At 68.1% G+C, this 21194-nt stretch carries 20 protein-coding genes; 12 read left to right on the forward strand and 8 right to left on the reverse strand.

Features of this window, described 5'->3' with window-relative positions; translation table 11 throughout:
* Nucleotides 1-132: 132 nt before the first annotated feature.
* The 8 genes from BIX52_RS19530 to BIX52_RS19565 form a co-directional block, all read right to left on the reverse strand.
* Entirely contained in the window at nt 133-1314 is a 1182-nt protein-coding gene (locus BIX52_RS19530; RefSeq protein ID WP_075222796.1) for an oxidoreductase, read from the reverse strand.
* A gap of 194 nt (nt 1315-1508) precedes the next feature.
* Nucleotides 1509-1964: a cupin domain-containing protein gene (locus BIX52_RS19535; RefSeq protein ID WP_083660553.1), complete on the reverse strand. Its 456-nt coding sequence runs from the start codon at nt 1962-1964 to the stop codon at nt 1509-1511.
* An 89-nt stretch (nt 1965-2053) separates the two neighbouring features.
* Complete coding sequence (locus tag BIX52_RS19540; protein ID WP_075222797.1) at nt 2054-2689, reverse strand: glutathione S-transferase C-terminal domain-containing protein; 636 nt, start codon at nt 2687-2689, stop codon at nt 2054-2056.
* A gap of 2 nt (nt 2690-2691) precedes the next feature.
* Nucleotides 2692-3762, reverse strand: coding sequence for an ABC transporter ATP-binding protein (locus BIX52_RS19545; RefSeq protein WP_075222798.1), 1071 nt, complete (start codon nt 3760-3762; stop codon nt 2692-2694).
* Nucleotides 3759-4739 carry an ABC transporter ATP-binding protein gene (locus BIX52_RS19550; RefSeq protein ID WP_083660578.1) on the reverse strand — a complete coding sequence of 327 codons (981 nt, stop codon included), beginning with the start codon at nt 4737-4739 and terminating at the stop codon, nt 3759-3761. The genes BIX52_RS19545 and BIX52_RS19550 overlap by 4 nt, the downstream gene beginning before the upstream one ends.
* Before the next feature lie 92 nt (nt 4740-4831).
* Nucleotides 4832-5674 (reverse strand): ABC transporter permease, encoded by an 843-nt coding sequence (locus BIX52_RS19555; RefSeq protein ID WP_075222799.1) that lies wholly within the window; start codon nt 5672-5674, stop codon nt 4832-4834.
* A gap of 1 nt (nt 5675) precedes the next feature.
* Nucleotides 5676-6725: an ABC transporter permease gene (locus BIX52_RS19560; protein ID WP_083660555.1), complete on the reverse strand. Its 1050-nt coding sequence runs from the start codon at nt 6723-6725 to the stop codon at nt 5676-5678.
* An 11-nt stretch (nt 6726-6736) separates the two neighbouring features.
* A complete protein-coding gene (locus tag BIX52_RS19565) occupies nt 6737-8350 on the reverse strand; it encodes an ABC transporter substrate-binding protein (protein ID WP_205647861.1) in 1614 nt (537 codons plus the stop codon).
* Between the two features lie 153 nt (nt 8351-8503).
* Between BIX52_RS19565 and BIX52_RS23020 the strand changes: the two genes are divergently transcribed.
* The 12 genes from BIX52_RS23020 (at nt 8504) to BIX52_RS19625 (ending at nt 21168) form a co-directional block, all read left to right on the forward strand.
* Entirely contained in the window at nt 8504-9499 is a 996-nt protein-coding gene (locus BIX52_RS23020; protein WP_139312820.1) for a helix-turn-helix domain-containing protein, read from the forward strand.
* A gap of 177 nt (nt 9500-9676) precedes the next feature.
* Nucleotides 9677-9922, forward strand: a complete 246-nt coding sequence (locus BIX52_RS19575; protein WP_075222801.1) for a type II toxin-antitoxin system VapB family antitoxin — start codon at nt 9677-9679, stop codon at nt 9920-9922.
* A 3-nt stretch (nt 9923-9925) separates the two neighbouring features.
* On the forward strand, nt 9926-10345 hold the full coding sequence (locus tag BIX52_RS19580; protein WP_075222802.1) for a type II toxin-antitoxin system VapC family toxin: 420 nt from the start codon (nt 9926-9928) through the stop codon (nt 10343-10345).
* A 517-nt stretch (nt 10346-10862) separates the two neighbouring features.
* Nucleotides 10863-11978 (forward strand): mandelate racemase/muconate lactonizing enzyme family protein, encoded by a 1116-nt coding sequence (locus BIX52_RS19585; protein WP_075222803.1) that lies wholly within the window; start codon nt 10863-10865, stop codon nt 11976-11978.
* The gene (locus BIX52_RS19590; RefSeq protein WP_075222804.1) at nt 11978-13060 is read left to right on the forward strand and encodes a mandelate racemase/muconate lactonizing enzyme family protein; all 1083 of its coding nucleotides are present in this window, start codon (nt 11978-11980) and stop codon (nt 13058-13060) included. The genes BIX52_RS19585 and BIX52_RS19590 overlap by 1 nt, the downstream gene beginning before the upstream one ends.
* 64 nt (nt 13061-13124) lie before the next feature.
* Nucleotides 13125-14312 carry an ABC transporter substrate-binding protein gene (locus BIX52_RS19595; RefSeq protein WP_075222805.1) on the forward strand — a complete coding sequence of 396 codons (1188 nt, stop codon included), beginning with the start codon at nt 13125-13127 and terminating at the stop codon, nt 14310-14312.
* Between the two features lie 21 nt (nt 14313-14333).
* The gene (locus BIX52_RS19600) at nt 14334-15194 is read left to right on the forward strand and encodes a branched-chain amino acid ABC transporter permease (RefSeq protein ID WP_075222806.1); all 861 of its coding nucleotides are present in this window, start codon (nt 14334-14336) and stop codon (nt 15192-15194) included.
* Nucleotides 15195-15207: 13 nt separating this feature from the next.
* Entirely contained in the window at nt 15208-17007 is a 1800-nt protein-coding gene (locus BIX52_RS19605; protein ID WP_075222807.1) for a branched-chain amino acid ABC transporter ATP-binding protein/permease, read from the forward strand.
* Between the two features lies 1 nt (nt 17008).
* Nucleotides 17009-17713, forward strand: coding sequence for an ABC transporter ATP-binding protein (locus BIX52_RS19610; RefSeq protein ID WP_075222808.1), 705 nt, complete (start codon nt 17009-17011; stop codon nt 17711-17713).
* A 431-nt stretch (nt 17714-18144) separates the two neighbouring features.
* A complete protein-coding gene (locus tag BIX52_RS19615) occupies nt 18145-19140 on the forward strand; it encodes a TRAP transporter substrate-binding protein (RefSeq protein WP_157956281.1) in 996 nt (331 codons plus the stop codon).
* A 21-nt stretch (nt 19141-19161) separates the two neighbouring features.
* Nucleotides 19162-19668 (forward strand): TRAP transporter small permease, encoded by a 507-nt coding sequence (locus tag BIX52_RS19620; RefSeq protein ID WP_075222810.1) that lies wholly within the window; start codon nt 19162-19164, stop codon nt 19666-19668.
* A gap of 204 nt (nt 19669-19872) precedes the next feature.
* Nucleotides 19873-21168, forward strand: coding sequence for a TRAP transporter large permease (locus BIX52_RS19625; protein ID WP_075222811.1), 1296 nt, complete (start codon nt 19873-19875; stop codon nt 21166-21168).
* Nucleotides 21169-21194: the final 26 nt, after the last annotated feature.

Below are 21194 nucleotides of genomic sequence, written 5' to 3' on the forward strand. Positions count from 1 at the left end.
GACCCGCGTGCCGATGGTGTGTCCTGCTGGACGCTACCGGACCTGTGCCGCTTCATCAGGCACCTCAGAGCACGCTGTCATGGCCCTCGACGGCGCAGGCTGGCATGGCGCCGGGGCGCTCGTCCCAGCAGCCTATTGCGCGGCCCAGGTCAGTTCGGAAACCTCCCGCGCCTCTGGCCAGCCGATGCTGGGGCCGTGGCCGCGGAAGTTACGCAGCCACCAGGCCCAGTCGGGCTGGACGAGGTGGAACGGGTCGGGGTGGGCGAGCTCGCGTGCCGCCCAGATCGGCCAGTGCGGGTTGGCGAGCGCCGGCCGGCCGAGGAAGACGAGATCGATCAACTCCTCTCGGATCACCCTGTCGGCGTTCTGCGGCACGCCGAGATTCCAGCTCGTGGCCACCGGCAGCCCCACCGCATCGCGGACCCGTTTCGCGCGCGAGATCATGAACGCGACCTCGTTGAAGGGCGGGTCGACCATCTCGTCGGTGTTGAAGCCGAGCGAGACGTCGGCGAGGTCGAGGCCGTGCGCCTTCATCATGCCGATCGCGGTGACCGCGTCCTCGAACTGCGTGCCCTTCGGGTTGAGGTCGTCGGCGCCGAGACGCATCGTCAGCGGGTACTCCTCCGGCCAGACCGCCCGCACCGCGTCGAGCGCCTCGAGGTGGAATCGCACGCGGTTCTCGAGGCTGCCGCCGTACTGGTCGGTCCGCTGGTTGGCGATCGGCGAGAGGAAGCTCGCGCCGAGATAGCCGTGCGCGTAGTGCATCTCCAGCCACTTATAACCCGCGTCGAGCGCGCGCCGCGCGGCGTCTGCGTAGGACCGGTGCAACGCCGCGATCTCCTCGACCGTCAGCGCGTGGACGGGATAGACGTGACCGCCGCCGCCGTAGGGGATCGCGGACGGGGCGACGCAGGTCCACCCGTCCGGATGGTCCGGTGGCAGCTGCTTCCACGTGCCTTCCGCGTTGGTGCCTTTGTGCGGCGGCAGCTCGCTGCCCTTGCGGCCGGTGTGGCCGAGCTGGATCGCCGGTACGCCGCCCATGCGCTCGATGATGGCGCAGACCCGCGCGTGGCCCTCGATCTGGTCGTCGCTCCAGATGCCGGCGCAGGAGGTGGTGGTGCGCCCGTCCGGCGTGATCGCCATCTGCTCGCCGAACACCAGGGCGAAGCCGCCGGCGGCGCGGGCACCGAGATAGCTGACGTGATAGTCGTCGAGCTTGCCGTCGACGGAGTTGTACATCGTCATCGGCGACATGACGATGCGGTTGCGCAGCGTCACGCCCTTCAGCGTGAAGGGGCTGAACAGATCGGGCATGGGCGATCTCCAGTGAGAATCGGGCCTCGGGGGTCAGTGCGCACGCGCGCCCGTCTCGGTTCGCGCGTCGGTCCCGGTCGTCTCCTCGGCAGACGTCGTCGCTTGCCGCCCGACGTCGGATCGCCGGTGCGCTGTTGCCGGGGCGCCGGATGTCGTCCGCCCCGGAGGTGGCGGGGGATCCCCCCGCCCTCGGCTCAGGCCTGGCGCGGCCGCCGCGGCACCTCTCCCGCGGGAGTGGTGGTGAACTCCTCGGAGGAGCGCATCGCCTCCTCGGGGCCGGGGGGCGAGTAGATGGCGAGGATGTGGACCGGCTCCCAGCCGCGGTTGATCGTCGAGTGGTAGGCGCCGCGCGGGATCGAGACGAGGTCGCCCCGGCGGATCGTGCGGTACTGCGGCTTCCCTTCATCGAACTCGATCATCATCTCCGCCTCGCCCACGTGGACGAAGATGAGCTGCTCGGCGGCCGGATGGTTGTGGCGGGCGTGGCCCTCTCCCGGCGCGAAGACGATCGACACCGCGGAGAGGTTCTGCATGCCGTTGATCGCAGGCTCGGCGAGAACCTTTCCGACGACCCAGCTCGAGGCGATGGTGTCGACGTCGCCGGGCGAGACGGCCACGGTTCTTGCACGCGTCGTGTTCTTGGTCAGCACGTCGGGTCTCCTGGCGCCTTCGGGCGCTCGTCTGGGAAAGTCGGCAGGCGTCGGACGCGCCGCCGCACGGGGCGTCCTGCGGGGCCGCGTCAGGCCACCTTGTCGCGGATGATCTGCGGCACCGGCACCGTCGCTGCGAAGGAGGGGCGTTTCTCCATTCGGTCCGAGTAGGCGGCAAGGTTCGGGTGCTGTTGCCGCCAGGGATTGTCCGGCCAGCGCACGTCGAGGTAGCGCAGCACCGTCGCCACCGAGATGTCGGCCTGGGTAAACGTCTCGCCCCAGGCGAACGCCTTGTCGCCGATGACGCGGGAGAGCTCGGCGAGGCCGCCGACCAGCTTGCGCTCCTGGCGGGCGTACCATTCCGGGCTGCGGCGCGAGGGGTCGCGGTTGTTCTCCCAGAACATCAGCACCAGCGCGTCGCAGATGCCGTCGCCGAGGATCTCGAAGCGCTTCACCGCGAGGATGCCGTCCCGGTCCTTCGGCACGAGCGGCGGCTCGGGATGCATCATCTCGACCCACTCGTTGATGTAGCGGGATTCGAAGACCGAGGTTCCGTCGTCACAGATGAGCACGGGGAGCTTCTCGAGCGGGTTGTGCTGCGGCGTCTGGGTGGTGGAATCCCAAGGCACCTCGGTGACGAGGTCGAAGGGGATGTCCTTCTCGATGAGCTGGATTCGCACTTTGCGCGCGTAGGGGCTCGGGGTGGCGCTGATGAGGCGGTACATTCTCAAAGTCTCGCGGTGGCGATGGAACGGGGGGAAGAGGCGACGGCGCCGCCGGGGCGCGGGGTGGCCGGGGCCCCCGCGAGCGCCCTTTCCGCGAGCGCGCCGCCTTCGAACGTTCCCGCCTCGAACGCCCTGTGACAGGCGACCATGTGGCGGTCCCGCGCGTCGGTGAGGTGGGGGACCTCCTCGGCGCAGCGGGGGATGGCGATCGGGCAGCGGGTGCGGAAACGGCAGCCGGACGGCGGGTTGGTCGGGCTCGGCACCTCGCCGGCGAGGCGCGGCCGGCGGGCGCGGCGGCGCGAGGGGTCGGCCACCGGCGCGGCGTCGAGGAGGGCGCGGGTATAGGGGTGGAGCGGGCGCGCCCACAGATCCTCGCGCCGCGCCACCTCGACGATCCTGCCGAGGTACATCACCGCGACGCGATCGGAGACGTACTCCACCACGGAGAGGTCGTGCGAGATGAAGAGGTAGGCGAGGCCGAACTCCTCCTTGAGGTCGGCGAGGAGGTTGAGGACCTGGGCGCGGACCGAGACGTCGAGCGCCGACACCGGCTCGTCGCAGATGATGACTTTGGGGTTCAGCGCCAGCGCCCGGGCGATGCCGATCCGCTGTCGCTGGCCGCCGGAGAACTCGTGCGGGTGGCGCCCGGCGGCGTCGGCCGGCAGGCCCACCTTCTCGAGGAGCCATGCGACGCGCTCGCGCCGCTCCTTGCGCGCCCCCTGGTTCTGGACGATCAGCGGCTCCTCCAGGGCACGGCCGACCGTGACGCGCGGGTTGAGCGAGGCGAAGGGGTCCTGGAAGACCATCTGGAGGTCGCGCCGCAGGGTGCGCAGGGCGCGCTTCGGGAGGCGCGTGATCTCGCGGCCCTCCACCATCACCGAGCCGGAGGTCGGCGCGTGGAGCTGCATGATGGTCTTGCCGAGGGTGGACTTGCCGCAGCCCGATTCGCCGACGAGGGAGAGGGTCTCGCCGCGGTCGAGCTCCAGCGATACGCCGTCGACGGCGTGGACCACGCGGCCGTCGCCGGCCGGGAAGTGCTTCACGAGGTCGTTGACGAGGAGGACGTTGGTCATGCGTGGGCCTCCACGGCGTGCGGGACGCGCTTGTGGGCGAAGGTCTCGCCGCTGCGGATGCAGGCGACGGCGTGGGTTCCGCCGGCCCGCTCCAGCGGCGGCACGGCGGCGCGGCAGGCCTCGATCGCGTGGGGGCAGCGCGGCGCGAAGGCGCAGCCGTCCGGCATCCGGTCGAGCGGCGGCACCATGCCGGGAATCTCGGTGAGGCGGGGCGGGCGGCGCCCGGCGATCCGGGGGCCCGCGGCGATCCCGCCGTCCGGCGTCGCGCGGATGAGGCCCTGGGTGTAGGGGTGGCGCGGCTGGGCGAACAGCTCCTGTACGCCGGCCTCCTCCACCTTGCGCCCGGCGTACATCACCGCCACCCGGTCGGCGGTCTCGGCCACCACGCCGAGATCGTGGGTGATGATGACGAGCCCCATGCCGAGCCGGTCGCGCATCTCCATCAGGAGGTCGAGGATCTGCGCCTGGACCGTCACGTCGAGCGCGGTCGTCGGCTCGTCGGCGATGAGGAGCTTCGGGTCGCAGGCGATCGCCATCGCGATGACGACGCGCTGGCGCATCCCGCCCGACAGCTCGTGCGGGTACTGTCCGACGCGCCGCGACGGGTCGGAGAGGCCGACGAGGTCGAGGAGGTCGACCGCCTTCTCGCGCGCCTCGCGCCGGGACAGGCGCTTGTGGCGGATCAGCGTCTCGGCGATCTGCTCGCCGACGGTGAGCACCGGGTTCAGCGAGGTCATCGGCTCCTGGAAGATCATGCCGATCCCCTCGCCGCGGACCTCCTGCATCGCGCGGTCGGTGAGGGGGACGAGGTCGCGCCCCTCGAACAGGATCTCGCCCTTCACGATCCGTCCCGGCGGGGTCGCGATCAGCTTCAGGACGCTCATCGCGGTGACGGACTTGCCGCACCCCGATTCGCCGACGACGGCGAGGATCTCGCCGCGGCGCACCGCGAGGGAGACGCCGTTCACCGCCTTCATCACGCCGCGGGGGGTGAAGAAGTGGGTGTGGAGGTCGCGGATCTCGAGCAGCGGGGCGGGCGCCGCAGCGGAGGTTGGGGACAACACGGGCGTCACCTGTTCTTGAGACGCGGGTTGAGCGCGTCGTTGAGCCCCTCGCCGACGAGGTTGAGGGCGAGCACGGTGAGGAGGATCGCGAAGCCGGGGATCGCGGTGATGTACCAGGCGCTCCGCAGCGCATCGCGCCCGGCGCCGATGATCGAGCCCCAGCTCATGACGTTGGGGTCGCCGAGGCCGAGGAAGGCGAGGCCGGCCTCGGTGAGGATCGCCGTCGCCACCATGAGCGAGCCCATGACGATGATCGGCCCCAGCGCGTTCGGCAGGATCTGCGTGGCGATGATCCTGAGGTCGCCCATGCCGATGGAGCGGCTCGCCTGGACGAACTCGCGCTCGCGCAGGGCGAGCACCTCGCCGCGCACCAGGCGCGCCACGGACGGCCAGGAGACGAGCGCGATGGCGAGCGTCACGTTGGTCACCGAGGGGGTGAGGATCGCCACCACGACGATCGCGAAGATGAACTGCGGGATCGTCTGGAACAGCTCGGTGACGCGCATCAGGAGCGTGTCGGCGAGGCCGAGATAGTAGCCGGCGAGCGCGCCGACGAGGGTGCCGAAGAGGGTCGCGAGGAGAGTGGCGACGAAGCCGATGGTGAGCGAGACCTTGGCGCCGTGGAAGATGCCGCTCGCAAGGTCGCGGCCCATCATGTCCGAGCCGAGCCACACCTCGGCGTCCTCGCCCGGCCAGACGAAGGGCATGGTCACCATGTCCCACGGGTCGGACGGGTAGACGAACGGGGCGGACAGCGCCATCGCGCCGACGAAGAGGAGGACGAGGACGCCGGCGAGCGCCGCGCGGTTGCGCGCGAAGCGGCGGGCGAAGGAGAGGATGCCGTTCATCTCAGCGGATCCTGATGCGCGGGTCGAGGCGGGTGTAGGCAAGGTCGACCAGGATGTTGGTGACGACGACGAGAACCGAGCACATGAGGAGGATGCCGAGGAGCAGGTTGACGTCGCGCTGGTAGACCGCCTCGAAGGCGAGGCGGCCGAGGCCGGGCCAGGAAAACACCGTCTCCACCAGCACCGAGCCGCCGAGCATGGTGCCGATCTGGACGCCGAGGAGCGTCGTCAGCGGCAGGAGCGCGTTGCGCACCACGTGGCGCCAGGTGATGCGCCGCTGCGACAGGCCCTTGGCGCGCGCGGTCGTCACGTAGTCCTGGTTGAACACCTCCAGCATCGCCGCGCGCATCACGCGCGTGTAGATGGCGACGTAGAACATCGCGAGCGTGACGACCGGCATCACCATGTGCCGCGCGACGTCGAGCACCGCGTCGATCCCGGTGTAGCCGGCGGCGATCGAGGCCATCCCGCTCGACGGCAGCCAGCCGAGGTTGACCGAGAAGAGCACGATCATCATCAGCCCGAGCCAGAACACCGGCGTCGCGAACGAGAGCATCGCGAACACGGAGATGAGATTGTCACGCCAGGAGTTGACGCGGCTCGCGGCGAGGACGCCGAGCAGCGCGCCGACGGCGACCGCGAGGACGACCGAGGAGATCATCAGGAGGAGCGTCGCCGGCAGGCGGCCGAGCAGCAGGTCGAGGACAGGCTCGTTGTGGCGGAACGAGAAGCCGAGGTCGAGCTGGACGAGGCGCCAGACGTAGTTGGCGAGCTGGACGTGGACCGGCTGGTCGAGGCCGAAGCGGGCCTTGAGGTCGGCGAGATATTCGGCCGTCGCCGAGCCCGATTCGCCGGCGAGCACCTCCGCCGCGTCACCCGGCGCGAGCTGCAGCAGGGCGAAGTTGAAGAGGACGACCGCGAACAGGAGCGGGATCGCCCGCACCAGGCGCCCGGCGACGAAGCGCACCCCGGCCGGAACGGGGAGGCGGGAGAAGGCCGCGCGGGCCTTCTCCTTCAGCGTGAGGTCGGGGGAGGTGATGGGCATCGTCATGGGCCGGTGCCTCAGTCGGCGATCAGGTAGGCGTCGGCGAAGCTGCCGCCGATCACCCCGTCGGCGGTGATCGTGTGGTTCTTCAGCTTCGCGCTGGCGATGGTGGCGAAGCGGGTCTCCATCAGCGGGATGACGGAGAGGTCGGTCATCGCGAGGGCCTGCATGTCGAGGTAGAGCGCCTTGCGCTTCTCGGGGTCGTTCTCGCTCTGCGCGGCCTCGAGCAGGCGGTCCATCTCGGGGTTCGCGTAGCCGGTCGGGTTGGAATAGACGACGCCCGGCTGGATCGACTTCGACCAGAACAGCCGCTGCACACCCTGCGTCGGATCGGCGAAGGCGCCGTAATAGAGGCTGTCGATGTCGAAGTCGTAGTCGGTGTAGACGCGCTTGAAGAAGGTCGGCAGGTCCTGGCTGCGGATCGAGGCGTCGATGCCGACCTTGCCGAGCTGCTGCTTGATGAACTCGGCGGTGCGGACGTAGTCGGTGCCGAGCGGGATCGGGTCGATGGTGATCGAGAAGCGCTTGCCGCCCTTCATCGGATAGCCCGCCTCGTCGAGCAGCGCCTCGGCCTTGGCGGTGTCGTAGGGGTAGGCCGGGATGGTGCCCTCGGCGGCGTGGAAGGCCTCGACCGGGGAGGGGATCGGGCTCGTCGCCGGCTTGCCGTAGCCCATCCACACGATCTTCGTCATGAGGTCGCGGTTGACGGCGTAGGCGATCGCCTGGCGCACGCGGCGGTCGTCGAGCGGCGGCTTGCGGGTGTTCACCTCCATCAGCATGAAGGGCGACATGTAGGCGTAGCCGTCCGTGGTGATGGTGAGGTCGGGATCGTCCTGCAGGCGCACCATGTCCGTCAGCGGGACCGGGCTGAGGCCGGCGATGTCGATCTCGCCCGATTCGAGGCCGGCGGCGCGTGCCGAGGCGTCGTTGATGATGCGGAAGACGATCCTGTCGAGGTGCGGCTTGCCGGCGTCCCAGTAGTCCGGGTTCTTCTCGAGCAGGATGTAGTTGCCCTTCTCCCATTCCTTGAACACGAACGGGCCGGTGCCGATCGGCTGGTTGATCGCCGGGTTCGCCGGGATGTCGGTGCCGCCGAAGACGTGCTTGGGCGTCATCGGCGCCTCGTAACCGGAGGCGAGGGCGACGAGGAGCGGCGGGGCGGGCTCGGAGAGCTTGAGGATCGCGGTGTGCTCGTCCGGCGTCTCGACCGCCGTCACCTTGGCGAACGCCGAGCGGCCGCGCGGGTGGAGCTTCTTCAGGACGTCCATGATGGTGAACTGGACGTCGGCCGAGGTGAACGGCTCGCCGTCGTGCCAGGTCACGCCTTCGCGCAGGTGGAACGTGTAGGTGAGGCCGTCCGGGCTGATCTCCCAGCTCGTGGCGAGCACCGGGCGCATTTCGAGGTCGACGCCGAGCGCCATCAGCGGTTCCATGATCTTGGAGCCGACGATTCCCATCTGCAGCGTCGTGTTGATCGAGGTGAGGACGAAGGGCGGCTCGGGGGAGAGCGCGAAGGTGATCGCCCCTCCGTTCGTCGGCGGCTCCTCGGCGAAGGCGGGCGCTGCCGCGGCGATGGTCAGGGCGCCGGCGAACGCACAGCGCGCGAAGGTGGCGAAAAGTCTGGAAATCACAAGGCTCTCCGAGGTCTTAGGGGTGCGGTTCACTGGTCGTTCCTGCCCTGAGGCGCCATCTGCACATAAGATCGACAGTGACCTGCTCATGTAATAAGCAATATCCCTTCAGTCTTCGTGCCCGCCTTTCTGTGAACGTTTGGCGTGATCGGCATGTTTGCCAAGAACCGTTCTGCGGTCTATCGAAAAGCCAGCGAAGTTTTTCAGGAAATCGGATCGGACAGGAGGGTGCATGTCATGGTAGAGCAACCTGTCGGCGGGTCCGACGAATTTTCCGCAGCGGATACGCATCGGATCGGCTTGTGGCCCGAGCACCGCATGATTGCACAAAGCGCCGGGCGCGGATGGCGGAACGTCTATGCCTCGGTTGCGCAAGTCAATCGATGGTCTGGCGCGCTGACGCCCGTCAAAAATTACTGCGTGGCGTTTTGTCTAAACAAACCCGTTACGCTGACGCGCACCCTATCGAGCGATAGCAAACCGAAGCGACTCACGGTTCGTCCTCGACAATTCTTCATCATCCCGGCCTATGAGGAGACGAACTGGGACCGCTCCGGCACCTCGGACATGCTGATGGTGTATCTGCGGCAGGAGCTGATCGAGGCGATCGCGGCGGCCTCGGGGCGACCGGCCGGCGCCGAGCTGCAGCCCCGGTTCGGCGAGGTCGACCCGATGCTGGAGCAGCTCGCCCTCTCTGTCGTCGGCGCGCTGGAGCGCACCAGCGGCGAGACCGACCCCCTCTATATCGACAGCGTCGCCCATATGATGGCGAGCCACCTCCTCGTGCGCCACTCGCTGGTGCCGCAGGTCGCGCAGGGCGGCGGCACCCTCGGCGACGCCGGCCAGCTGCACCGGCTGCGCGACTTCATCGAGGCCTCGCTCGACACGCCGCTCGGGCTCGAGCGCCTCGCCGGGGAGGCCGGCATCGGCATCCATACCTTTCCGAAGGCGTTCGCCCGGCATTTCGGCCAGACGCCGCACCAGTACGTGCTGACCCGCCGGGTGGAGCGCGCCAAGGCGCTCCTCGCGGGGAGCAACCTGCCGATCGCCGAGATCGCCCTCCAGGCTGGCTTCTCCAACCAGAGCCATCTCACGGCGGCGTTCCGCCAGCGTGTCGGCCTCTCCCCTGCCGCCTGGCGCAAGCTGTGAACGGCTGAACCGCGGCGCTATGTTGATCTCATCGTGTTCGCCGCACGGCGTCCGGATTGGTCGCACGGTGCGAGATCGGTTGGAGATCGCGGCCCGCCCGCTCCGGCGGAAGCCTTGACACGCAGGCACGCGGATATTCAATTTGAGACATCAGGATATCCATGACGGGATATACATATGCCGGGCCTGTTCATCAGGGATGAGACCATCAACGAACTCGCCGTGGAAGCCATGGCGCTGACCGGGGCGAAGAACAAGACCGAGGCCGTTCGCGCCGCGCTGCAGGCCGCCATCGCCTCGGCCAAGGAGCGCGTGCCGCTGCATCAACGGCTCGAAGCCGCGCAGGCGCTCGCCGATAAGATCGGCCCCGTCGATCCGGATTATGACGCGAAGGCCGACTCCGATGCGCTGTGGGAAAGCTGAGCGGTGTTCATCGACGCGTCCGCGATCATCGCGATCCTCAATCGGGAACCGGGCTCGGAGGAACTGGTCAAGCGCCTCGCGGCCAGTCGCAGCCAAGCCTATTTCTCGCCGCTCGCCCATTTCGAGGCGGTGATCGGGCTGGCGCGTTCCAGATCGGGGCGGCATCGCTCGCCGACGGCAGCGCAGGTCGAGGCGGCCCGCAAAGCCGTCGACGCCTTTCTGGCCGAGGTTCGGGCCGAGACCATGCCGATTTCGGACACCGTCGGTTTGGCGGCGATCAGGGCCGCAGAGACCTATGGCAAGGCCGTGGGGCACGAGGCCGACCTCAACTTCGGCGATTGCTTCGCCTATGCCTGCGCGAAGGCTCGCCGCATCGCCCTCCTCTACAAAGGCAATGATTTCCTGAAGACCGACCTCGCATGACGTCGGGATGACGTCGGGGGCGACCCAAGAAACTGACAGACGCCAATCTGGGCGAGCCCGGCGCGCTCGCGGTCCTGTTCAGACTTCGATCCCTCGCCGGTCACCAATGGGCCGGAATTGCTAGCCTTCTAGCGTCCTCTGAAACAGCATCCGCCATTTTTGTTTCAAGCGCAGTCTGCCTGGTTGTTGGCAAACCAGGACTTATGCGACGCGCCGAGACGTGAGCAGTCCTGCGACCTCGCCGCGTTGCACATTCGCGTTGCGGATTGAGCCGGCTTTTCCTGTCGAGGCAGCGTGGACGTGAAGGGCTTGCGGCCGGCAGGGGATTTCTCCCGGAACGCGCGCCGTCCATCGGCCACCGACGGCCGCGACGGCGGACGCCAGGCGGACGTTCCGACGCGAAAGTGTGATCACATTTCGGGAATGGGCCAGGATGGGACTTGGCAACTTCAACACGAACGCATCTAAATAGGTGCAGGCACACCTGCTGCAATAATAACCATAAACGGACCAGGACATGCTCATTACGGCGATCGAAAGTTCCGTCGTCTCGGTGCCCTTCACGATGGGCGGACCGTATTGGTCTTTCGCCGGTAAGACCTGGGATCGACTGGACATCCTGCTCGTCAAGGTCGAGACGGAGGACGGTCTCGTCGGCTGGGGCGAGGCGTTCGGACATGCCGGTCTCGACGCCACGCGCGCCGCGCTCGACCATATCGTCGCGCCATTGGCGGTGGGGGCGGATGCCGGCGACATCAACGCGCTCACACGCAAAATCCTGCACAGCGTCCACCTTCTGGGACGCAACGGGGCGTTCGTCTACGCCTTCAGCGGCATCGAGATCGCGCTGTGGGACCTCCTCGGCAAGCGGACCGGCCAGCCGCTGTGGCGCCTTCTGGGCGGCAGCCGGCCGGGCCGGCTCGGCGCCTATGCCAGCCTCCTGTCCTACCGCGGCGACGTCGACCTCGTCGGCAAATGCACCGCCGAGGCGCGCGCCCAGGGCTATCGCGGCATCAAGCTGCACGAGGTGACCCGCCCGTCCGTGCTGGCCGCCAAGGAGGCCGCGCCCGACTGCGAGATCATGCTGGACGTCAATTGCGCCTGGTTGCCGCCGGTCGCCCGCGAGGCGGCGCGATCACTCGCCGGTGACGGCCTCAGGTGGCTGGAAGAGCCGGTCTGGCCGCCGGAGGATACGGCCGGCCTCGCCAGCCTCAAGCGCTACGGCATCCCGCTCGCGGCCGGCGAGAACACCGCGGGTCTGTTCGGCTTCCGCGCGCTGATCGAAGCCGGCGCCATCGACATCGCCCAGCCGAGCGTCACCAAGGTCGGCGGCATCGGCGAGATGATGCGCATCATCGCCCTCGCGGACGCGCACGGCGTCGAGATGATGCCGCACAGCCCCTATTTCGGGCCGGGCTTCCTGGCGACTCTGCACCTGTCCGCCGCGCTCCTCGAGCGGCCGCTGGTCGAGGTGCTGTGGATGGACATGGAGGCCAACCCGTTCGACCCCTGGGTGCGGGTCACGGACGGAACGGTGGGCGTGCCGGACGGGCCGGGCCTCGGCTGCGATCCCGACCCGGACGTCCTGAAAGCCTACGCCAAAGGCGAAACCGTACGGACGGAGCGTTCCTGATGCGCGTGACACAGGTCGAGACCCGCGCCCTCAAACTCCCCCTCGCCGCGCCGATCGGCAGCGCGCTCGGCGCGATCGAGGGGTTCGGCGTGATCCTCGTGACCGTGCGGACCGACGGCGGCGTCACCGGAGAAAATCTCGTCTTCACCCTGAACGACCGCCGCACCAAGGTGCTGCGGCAGATGGTCGACGACCTCGCCGATCAGATCGTCGGCTTCGATGCCGGCCACATCGCCGCCTTCTGGGCGCGTGCATGGAAGGACATCAACTTCATCGGCCACCAGGGCGTGGCGGTGATGGCGATCTCGGCCCTCGACGGGGCGCTGTGGGACGCGCTCGGCAAGGCGGCGGGGCTGCCGCTCTATCGCCTGCTGGGCGGCGCCGGTTCGTCCGTTCCGCTCTACCATAGTGGCGGCCTATGGCTGTCGCGCTCCACCGATGAACTGGTGGAAGAGGCGGGGCGGTTCATGGCGCAAGGCTTCAAGGCCATGAAGATGCGCCTCGGCAACGCCGACCCGCGGGTGGACGCGGCCCGCGTGCGTGCCGTGCGCGAGGCCATCGGCCCGGACATCAAGCTGATGGCCGACGCCAACCAGGGACAGACCGAGGCAAAGGCGATCCGGCTCGGCCGCCTGTTAGAGGAATTCGATCTAACCTGGTTCGAGGAGCCGTTGCCGGCCTGGGATCTCGACGGGCTGGCGCGGGTCGCGGCCGCGCTCGACACGCCGATCGCCAGCGGCGAGACCGAGTATACGCGGTACGGTTTCCGCCGCATGCTGGAGCTGCGCTCGGCCGACATCCTGATGCCGGATCTGCAGCGTGTCGGCGGTGTCAGCGAGTTCATGCGGGTCGGCCACATGGCCCAGGCGTACGACGTGGCGGTGTCGTCCCACCTCTTCCCGGAAACCAGCATCCAGGTCCTCGGCGCGCTCTCCAATGCCGTCTTCCTCGAGTACATGCCCTGGTTCAGCGACCTCTACAACGAACGGCTTGAGATCGCGGATGGTATGGCCCTGGTTCCGGAACGTCCGGGGTGGGGCTTTACTTTCAATGCGGACTTCATCGATAAAGTAAGTGCTTAAGATCGGCATAAGATAACGCCGACGAAAATAACAACATAGAAATAACAACATAGGAGGAAGCGGCATGAGGATCACCCGTCGGGGATTCACACTCGGAGCCGCGAGCCTGGCGGCGAGCACGACGCTCGCACGCCCGGCTCTGGCGCAAAGCGAACCGATCCGCGTGGGCTGGCTCGCCGCATTGACCGGGCCGAGCTCGGCACCGGCCATCGGTTTCGATCGCGGCGTGCACTATGCCACCGATGCGATCAACGCGGCCGGCGGCGTCAACGGCCGTCAGATCGAGCTGGTCGTGCGCGACACGCAGGGCGACCCGACCAAGGCCGTCAACGCCGCGCAGGAGATGATCAGCCGCGCGCGGGTCCACGCCATCTGGGGGCCGACCAACTCCGGCGAATCGCTCGCGACCACGCCGATCATGGCCCGCGCCGGGGTGCCGAACGTCCACCCCTGCTTCGTCGACGCGTTGATCGACACCAAGCGCTATCCCAACGCCTTCCGCATGGCCCCGTCCAACACGCAGATCGACAATGCCGTCGGCGACTACGGCGTTAAGATCCTTGGCAAGAAGAAGTTCGCCGTCATCGGCGACACCACCGGCTACGGCACCACCACGGTGAAGAGTTCGTCCGCCGCCTTCGAGGCGCGCGATTCCGAGGTGGTCTACGCCGGCACCATCGAGCAGACCCAGCCCGACGTCACGAGCGACATGCTGCGCATGAAGAACGCCGGCGCCGAGGCGATCGCGATCTGGACGGTCTCCCCCGGCCTCATCTCGCGCATCCTGAACACCCGCGCCAACCTCGACTGGGACGTACCGGTCATCGGCCATCCGGCGATGGGGTCCGGCGAGGTCGGCCGCCTGGTGGACAAGCCGGAAAACTGGAGCAACGCCTACATTCTCGGTTTCCGCAACACGAGCTATGGCGACGACGGCAAGCTGCCGGATCACGTCCAGGCCTTCGTGGACAAGATCAAGAGCGAGATCGACCTCGACGACACGACATTGTGGTGGATCCTCGACGGCGTCGATTCGATCAACATCATCGCGGATGCCGTGCGCGAAACCGGCACGACCGACCCGAAGGACATCATCGGCTACTGGAACGCTCAGGCGGACTATCCCGGTCTGTTCGCGAGCTACACCTTCTCGCCGGACCAGCACAACGGCCTGTCGCCCGAAGACCTCGTCATGTCCGAAGCCAACAGTCAGAAGTACGGGGCCTACAAGCTGGCGCCGGGCTACGAATAGACCCTAACCGACAGCACAAAAATGCTCCCAGCGATCTTAGCGTCCGGCCTCGCAATGGGGTCGATCTACGCCATGATGGGCGTCGTCTACAACGTGATGTTCTCAGCCTCTCGGGTGATGAGCTTCACGACCGGACAGCTCGGCATGCTCGGCGGCGTCCTCGGCGCCGCCTTCGTGGGCATCCTCGGGCTTCCGGCCATCGTCGGCCTCGTTCTCACCCTCGCGTGCTGCGCCCTCGTCGGCATCGTGACCGAGGTCGTCGCGGTCCGTCCGGTTCTCGACAAGCTCGACCAGCACCTCTACGTGCTGTCGACGCTCGCCCTCGCGCTGATGATTCAGCAGTTCGTGGCGATCGAGTGGAGCACCGAGCCTCAGCCATTCCCGCAGCTCATCGGCTTCGGGGGTGGCGGCCCGACGGACGAGAAGTTCTGGCTGCCGGTGCTCGCCTGCGCGGTCACCGTGGTCGGTCTGGAACTCCTCTTCCGCCACACCCTCGTCGGGCGCGCCTTCCTGGCGATCTCGGAGGACAACTATGCCGCCCGCGCGCTCGGCCTGCCCGAGCGGCGCCTCAGGATGGCGAGCTACGCGCTGGCGGGCATGATCGGCGGTCTCGCCGGCTTCGCGTCCGGCCAGCTCCTGCTCGCCTTCTTCGCCAACGGGCCCTACCTCAACTTCTACGGCTTCGTGCCGGTGGCGCTGGGCGGGCTCGGCAACAATCGTGGCGCGATCATCTCCGGGCTGCTGCTCGGACTCGTGCAGCAGGCCGCCCACTTCACCTTCGGCGGCGTGTTCACCTCGGTCGCCGTCTTCGCCGTCTTCATCGTTGCCTTGCTCGCCGCGCCTCAGGGTCTGTTCGGCCAGCCGAAGCAACGCCGGGTCTGACCGAGGTGATGACGTGAACCACACCGCCTCGACCCCCCGCCCCGCCGCGGCCCCCGCGCTCGGCCACACGCTCCTGAAGCTGATCCCCTACGCGGCCATCCTCGCCGTCGCGCTCGTCCTGCCCTTCATCGCCAACGACTATTGGGTGCTGATCGCCACCCGCGCGGCGATCTACTGGGTGCTCGTCTCGGCGCTCAATCTCGTCGTCGGGTTCGCCGGCCAGCTCGCCATCGGCTGGGTCGCGCTGCTGACGCTCGGGGCCTACACGACGAGCGTCCTCACCGCCGGTACGGTTCTGCCGCCGATGCCGCTGCTCGTCGCCTTCGCGGCGGCCGCCGTGGTCGGTGCGCTGGCGGGCCTCCTCGTCGGTCTTCCGGCGCTGCGCCTGCGCACCTTCTACTTCGCGATGACGACCCTGGGCTTCGCCACCATCACCACCCAGATCGCCCTCGCCTGGCAGGACGTCACCGGCGGCGGCATCGGCATCCCCGGCCCCTGGCTCCCCTCCCCGTTCGACAACGCGCTCGGCTTCTACCTCCTGTGCCTCGGCCTTGCCGCCGTGCTCACCTGGATGACGGCCAACGTCGCCCGCAGCCGCTTCGGCCGCGGCCTCGTCGCCATTCGCGATGCGGAGGTGGCGGCGGAGGTGTCGGGCATCTCCAAACCGGCGCTTCTGGTGGCGGTCTTCCTGTTCAGCGGGGCCGCGGCCGGGGTCGCGGGCGGGCTGTTCGCGACGCTGCAGTCCTACATCTCGCCCGAAGCCTTCACCTTCGACCTGTCGGTGCTGTTCTTCATCGCCATCCTGATCGGCGGGCGCGGGTCGATCCTGGGACCGCTGATCGCGACGATCGTGCTCACCTGGCTGCCGGAGTTCGCCGCCCCCCTCGTGGTGTGGTCGACCTTCCTCTACGCCTTGCTGCTCCTCGTCATCGTGCTGGCGGTCCCCGGCGGCATCGCCGCGATGCTCGACTTCGGCAGCCGGCGGCCGCTGGCGCGCGATCGCGCCGTGGTGCCGCGCGAGGAGCTCCTCGGCGCCCTCTTCACCGAGCGGCCGGCATCCAGTGCCATCGTCCTCAAGGACGTGGTGCTGAGCTTCGGCGCGGTGCGGGCGATCGACGGCCTCGACCTCACGATCGATCCGGGCGAGGTGCACGGCCTCATCGGTCCGAACGGTTCGGGCAAAACCACCACGCTCAACGTGATCTGCGGCTTCTACAAGCCCGATACCGGCACCGTCCGGGTCGGCGACGACGTCCTGAAGCCCGGCGAGCCGCAGCACCGCGCCGAGGTGGGGATCGCCCGGACCTTCCAGACACCGCGCCTGATCGGCGAATCCACCGTGCTCGAGAACGTGATGGTCGGTGGCGACACCAGCGGCCGCGCCACCTTCGCCGAGGCGCTGCTCAACCTACCGCGCAACCACGCGGACGAGGTGATGCTGCGGGAACGGGCCGATCTGGCGCTGCGCATCGTCGGGCTGGAGGCGCTCGCCGGCGTCAGGGCCGACCGGCTGCAGCACAGCGAGCTGCGGTTCATGGAGATCGCGCGGGCGCTGATGCTGCAACCGCGCTTCCTGCTCCTCGACGAGCCCGCCGCGGGCCTCTCGGGCGACGAGATCGCCCGCCTCGGCAGCCTCATCGAAAGCGTCAGCCGCCACGGCGTCGGCGTCCTGCTCGTGGAGCACCACGCCGATCTGATCTTCAAGATCTGCCACCACGTGACCGTGCTCGATCTGGGCCGGGTGCTGGCGGACGGAACGCCGGACGAGGTGAGAACCCATGAGGACGTGGTGAGTGCTTACCTTGGCGGATAACATGCTCCTGGAGGTTACCGACCTCGTCGCCGGCTACGGCAAGATCGACGTCCTGCACGGCGTGACCCTTCACGTCGCGGCGGGAGAGGTGGTGTCCCTTCTGGGACCGAACGGAGCCGGCAAGACCACACTGCTGGGGGCGATCTCCGGCCTCATCCCCGTCACCTCCGGCACGGTCCGGTTCGACGGGAACGACATGAAGGGCGCCAGCGCTCGCCACTATGCCAAGGCGGGACTGGCGCACGTGATCGAGGGGCACCGGATCTTCAGCCAGCTCACCGTGACGGACAATCTGCTCCTTGCCGGCTACGATCTGTCACGTCACGAGCGGACTGAGCGGATCGAGACGGCGCTGTCGCTGTTCCCCGAGATCAGCGCCAAGCGCGATGACAAAGGCGGGGCTCTGAGCGGCGGTCAGCAGCAGATGCTCGCCATCGCTCAGAGCGTGGTGCGCAATCCGAAGCTCCTGCTGCTGGACGAGCCGTCGGCGGGCCTCTCGCCGGTTCTGGTCGATCGCGTGCTCACGGTCGTCTCCGAGCTGAAGGCCGCGGGCACCGCCGTCCTATTGGTCGAGCAGCTGGTGGACAAGGCGGTGTCGGTGTCGGACCGCATCTATGCGCTCGCCCAAGGCCATATGGTCGTGGAGACGTCGGCCGATACCTCCGACCTTCACCACCGCCTCGAAGCGGCCTATTTCGGCGGCTGAGTCGTTGCCGGCGGTGATCCCGTCGGCGTCGCGCGCGTGGCCTTCCCCGATGGGGGGGAAGCAACAGCCCAGAACATCCGCCGCCTCGTCAAGTGGGCCGCGGAATGAGCGGCAAACCGCCCACGCCAGGCGGCAACGGACGGCCCGTCACGCAAAATCCGCCCAAGCCGAACGGCACGACGATCGCCGGGCGGTGCCTCAACCGCGCTGCGAAAACCCTTTTTCACCGGTATCCGGCATTTGCGGGAGGGGGGGCGGCCTGCCCCACGCGAAACACTTTGTTGACAGGGCTTTCACGACGCACCTAGCCTCTCTGCTTAATAACAAGAGGGTTTCAGACCCTCGCTCAGGGAGGACGACCGTCTATGACCGGAATCGGACAGGGCCTATCGGCTCGCGCGGGCCGTTTCGTCGGGCGCGTGGCCACGGGAGTGAGCGGCACCTTTGCCGTGCTCGCCTTGGCCACCACCTTCACCGCCACCCCCCTCGTCTCCGACGCCCACGCACAAGAGGTCCAGCTCACCTTCGCGAGCCCCTACCCGGACGCGCTTTTCCACGTCGAAAACATCCGCATGTTCATCGAGGATCTCGAGACATCCTCTGACGGGCGGATCGCGGTCAAATTCTATCCCGCGCAGTCGCTCTTCAATCACTCCGAAGCGATGCAGGCGGTGCGCACCGGCCAGGTCGACATCGCCGAACTGCAGCTGACCCAGTTCGCCAACCAGGAGGAGCTCTACAACGTCGAGGCCCTCCCCTACCTCGCCAAGAGCTTCGACGAGGCGATGACCCTGTGGGAGATCGCCCTCCCGGCCATCACCGAGCGGCTGAAGCAGGACCGCATCATGCCGCTCTACACGGTGCCCTGGCCGCCGCAGGCCTTCTACGCCAACAAAGAGCTGAAGACGCTCGCCGACATGGAGGGCCTGAAGTTCCGCGTCTACAACCCGATCGGCGCGCGCATGGCCGAGTCGATGGGGGCCGAGCCCGTGCTCGTCGGCGGCGGTGAGGTGCCCCAGGCCTTCTCCACCGGCATGATCGATTCCATGATCACCTCGTCCGCCTTCGGCGCGTCGGCGTCGGCCTGGGACTATGTCGACGTCTTCAACGACGTGCAGGCCTGGTTCGGCTACGACCAGATCGTCATGAACGTCCGCTCCTTCCAGCGCCTGCCGGAGGACCTGCAGCAAATCGTGCTGGACGCCGCCGCGCGCGCCGCCGAGCGGGGGCTGCAGATGTCCAAGGACGCCCACGTCGGCGAAATGGGGACGCTCGAGAAGAACGGCATGACCGTCCTGGAGGGCAACTCCGAGTTCATCGCTGCCGCGCGCGAGGCGACCGCGCCGATCATTGAGGACTGGATCGCGAAGGTCGGCCCGAAGGGGGAGGCCATCGTCTCCGAGTTCCGCAAGCGCACGCAGGACTAGGCCCCGAGCCAGCGGCATCCCATGCGCGTCCTCAACGCCCTCTATACCGCGGGCCTGGTGCTCGCCGGCGCATGCGTCGGCGTCACCACGCTGCTCGTTCTGCTCCAGGTCGGGGGGCGTCTCGCCGGCGTCCTCATCCCCGCGGTGCCGGAAATCGCGGGCTTCCTTCTCGGCGCGACGATCTTCCTCGCGATGCCGGCGACGATGCGCTCAGGCGAGCAGATCCGTATCACCCTCGTCCTCGACACGATGGGGAAGCGGCTGCGCTTCGTGCTGGAGCTTCTGTTCCGCGTCGTGGGGGCGGCGGTCGCCTTGTACCTCGCCTGGCGCCTTGCCATCCTCGCCTATGATTCCTGGGATTTCGGCGATCGCTCGGCCGGGCTCGTCGGCATCCCGGTCTGGATTCCGCAGGCGGCGATGACAGTCGGGATCCTGCTCCTTGGCGTGCGCTTCCTGGAGGAGCTCGCCATCATGGTCCTGAAGGGCACGATCATCACCTACGACATCCACTCCCCGTCCGGCTCATGAGCCGAAGCGGCGCGGCGTTCACGCGGCCCGCCCCGCCGCACGTGCTCCGGCCGGACCGCCGGCAGGGCGCGCCGATCCTGCCGGCCCACCTGCGCAAGATGCGGCGCCGACGACCGTGGATCCGAGGCGCCCACGTCGTTCGGCAGGCGGTGCGGCGCCCCTCCCCCTTCGGGCGCCGCGGCGCCGCAACCTCGATATAGCTCTATGGAAATCCTACAGGCGCTGGCTCTCTGCGCGCTCCTCTTCGGGCTCCTCGGCCTCGGGATCAGTGTCGCGATCACGCTCGTGATCGTCGGCATCCTGGGGCTCTTCTTCCTCTCCAATGCCCCGATCGGCCCCGTCGTCTCCACTGCGATCTGGGGATCGACGACAATCTGGACGCTCGCCGCCCTGCCGCTTTTCATCTGGATGGGCGAGATCCTTTTCCGCACCCGCCTGTCGGAGGACATGTTCCGGGGCCTGACGCCGTGGGTGAACCGCCTCCCCGGGGGGCTCCTTCACGTGAACAATGTCGGCTCGGGGATCTTCGCGGCGGTCTCCGGCTCGTCCGCCGTCACGGCGGCCACGATCGGCAAGATCTCGCTGTCGGAGCTGCGTTCGCGCGGTTATCCCGACCGCCTCGCCGTCGGCACCCTCGCGGGGGCGGCGACGCTCGGCTTCCTCATCCCGCCCTCGGTGCCGCTCATCGTCTACGGCGTCGGCGCGGAGGTCTCCATCGCCCGCCTCTTCATCGGCGGCCTGGTGCCGGCGGCGATCATCCTGGCGCTCTTCATGATCCTCACGGGGGTTTGGTCGAAGCTGCGCGGCGACATGCCGAAGGAGGTCGACAACTACACCTGGCGCCAGAAGCTCAAGGCGCTGCTCCTGCTGCTCCCGGTGCTCGGCCTGATGGTCGCCGTCATCGGCTCGATCTACGCCGGCTGGGCCACGCCCACCGAATCGGCCGCGGTCGGCGTGCTGGGCGCGCTCGTCATGTCGCTGGCGGGCGGGTCCCTCACCTGGAACACCTTCGCGCAGAGCCTCATGGGGGCGGCGCGCACCACCTGCATGATCGGCTTCATCGTCGGCGGCGCCACGGTCCTCACCGTGATGTTCAATTATACCGGCATCCCGCTGACCCTCGCCAAGGCGGTCGCCGCGCTCGACCTCAACCCCTACCTCTTCATGTTCGTCCTGACGGCCATCTACCTGGTGCTCGGCTGCGTGCTGGAGGGGATCTCGATCATGGTGCTGTCGGCCGCGATCTTCGTGCCGGTGGTTTCGGCGATGGGCTTCGACCTCATCTGGTTCGGCATCTACCTCGTCATCATCATCGAGATGGCGCTGATCACGCCGCCCATCGGCTTCAATCTGTTCGTCATCCAGCAGATCTCGGGGCGGGACATCCTCTTCATCTCGGCGGCCGCACTGCCGTTCTTCGCCACGCTGCTGTTCGCCACGGCGCTCATCGTCGTCTTCCCCGAACTGGTGCTGTGGCTGCCCGACCTCATGATGCGCTAGCGCGCCCCTATACCGGAGACCCCGCC

Source organism: Acuticoccus yangtzensis, from assembly GCF_001927245.1.
GTDB lineage: Bacteria > Pseudomonadota > Alphaproteobacteria > Rhizobiales > Amorphaceae > Acuticoccus > Acuticoccus yangtzensis.

Bases quoted from the DNA above. Each gene is read 5' to 3' on its own strand.
- BIX52_RS19625 (WP_075222811.1), top strand. From the start codon at position 19,873: ATGGAAATCCTACAGGCGCTGGCTCTCTGCGCGCTCCTCTTCGGGCTC.
- BIX52_RS19575 (WP_075222801.1), top strand. From the start codon at position 9,677: ATGCCGGGCCTGTTCATCAGGGATGAGACCATCAACGAACTCGCCGTG.
- BIX52_RS19610 (WP_075222808.1), top strand. From the start codon at position 17,009: ATGCTCCTGGAGGTTACCGACCTCGTCGCCGGCTACGGCAAGATCGAC.
- BIX52_RS19585 (WP_075222803.1), top strand. From the start codon at position 10,863: ATGCTCATTACGGCGATCGAAAGTTCCGTCGTCTCGGTGCCCTTCACG.
- BIX52_RS19560 (WP_083660555.1), bottom strand. From the start codon at position 6,725: ATGACGATGCCCATCACCTCCCCCGACCTCACGCTGAAGGAGAAGGCC.
- BIX52_RS19530 (WP_075222796.1), bottom strand. From the start codon at position 1,314: ATGCCCGATCTGTTCAGCCCCTTCACGCTGAAGGGCGTGACGCTGCGC.
- BIX52_RS19590 (WP_075222804.1), top strand. From the start codon at position 11,978: ATGCGCGTGACACAGGTCGAGACCCGCGCCCTCAAACTCCCCCTCGCC.
- BIX52_RS23020 (WP_139312820.1), top strand. From the start codon at position 8,504: ATGTTTGCCAAGAACCGTTCTGCGGTCTATCGAAAAGCCAGCGAAGTT.
- BIX52_RS19600 (WP_075222806.1), top strand. From the start codon at position 14,334: ATGCTCCCAGCGATCTTAGCGTCCGGCCTCGCAATGGGGTCGATCTAC.
- BIX52_RS19545 (WP_075222798.1), bottom strand. From the start codon at position 3,762: ATGACCAACGTCCTCCTCGTCAACGACCTCGTGAAGCACTTCCCGGCC.
- BIX52_RS19595 (WP_075222805.1), top strand. From the start codon at position 13,125: ATGAGGATCACCCGTCGGGGATTCACACTCGGAGCCGCGAGCCTGGCG.
- BIX52_RS19540 (WP_075222797.1), bottom strand. From the start codon at position 2,689: ATGTACCGCCTCATCAGCGCCACCCCGAGCCCCTACGCGCGCAAAGTG.
- BIX52_RS19555 (WP_075222799.1), bottom strand. From the start codon at position 5,674: ATGAACGGCATCCTCTCCTTCGCCCGCCGCTTCGCGCGCAACCGCGCG.
- BIX52_RS19550 (WP_083660578.1), bottom strand. From the start codon at position 4,739: ATGAAGGCGGTGAACGGCGTCTCCCTCGCGGTGCGCCGCGGCGAGATC.
- BIX52_RS19620 (WP_075222810.1), top strand. From the start codon at position 19,162: ATGCGCGTCCTCAACGCCCTCTATACCGCGGGCCTGGTGCTCGCCGGC.